Origin of the sequence: Rahnella sp. NRRL B-41462 (assembly GCF_003263525.1) — a bacterium.
Lineage (GTDB): Bacteria > Pseudomonadota > Gammaproteobacteria > Enterobacterales > Enterobacteriaceae > Rahnella > Rahnella aceris.
In genome coordinates this window covers 1-568 of sequence record NZ_JYDF01000199.1, presented here as the reverse complement: position 1 = coordinate 568, position 568 = coordinate 1, and the positions used below count along the sequence as shown (strand labels likewise).

Genomic DNA, 568 nt, shown 5'->3' with positions numbered 1-568 from the left:
CAAAATATTCCGCGTGAAAAACAATGTACTGCTAAACCTAAGTGGTGCTAAAGGAACACTATGCGATATTGGGTTAGCTTCATTGTGATTATTGGCATCGCCTGGTTCAGTGGCCCGTGGATAAGCCGTCATGTGCCTTCTGAATATAATCCTTTCACACCGATAACTATTAATGACCCGCCGAATCTGATCACCCGCTACAAATTAAGGAAGCTGGATAACAATCCTCAGGAATGTCTGGCTGTGCTTGAACGGGCTCAGCAAGAGGGGATGATTGAGTTTAACAGCGCCGGAAATATGGGCGGGAAATGTCCGCTGACTCATTCTGTGCGCGTTCGCGGATTTGGTGATGTTTCATTGAGTTCGAGTTATCTGGCGAGCTGTCGCCTTGCACTGAGCAGCGCAATGTTTGTCGCGCAGGTGGCGAAACCGCTGGCCACTCGGGAATTAGGTTCGCCGCTGGTGCGTATTGATCATCTGGGCAGTTATGCCTGCAGGAACGTCTATAACAAGCCCGACGCCCGGCTAAGCGAACACGCTACGGCGCAAGCGCTGGATATTGCCGGTT

Annotated in this window: 1 protein-coding gene; it reads left to right on the top strand. The window is 50.7% G+C overall.

The window, feature by feature from the left end:
• Window positions 1-60: 60 nt before the first annotated feature.
• A partial coding sequence (locus tag UC14_RS26585; protein WP_112198771.1) for an extensin family protein occupies window positions 61-568 on the top strand: 508 nt, incomplete at its 3' end.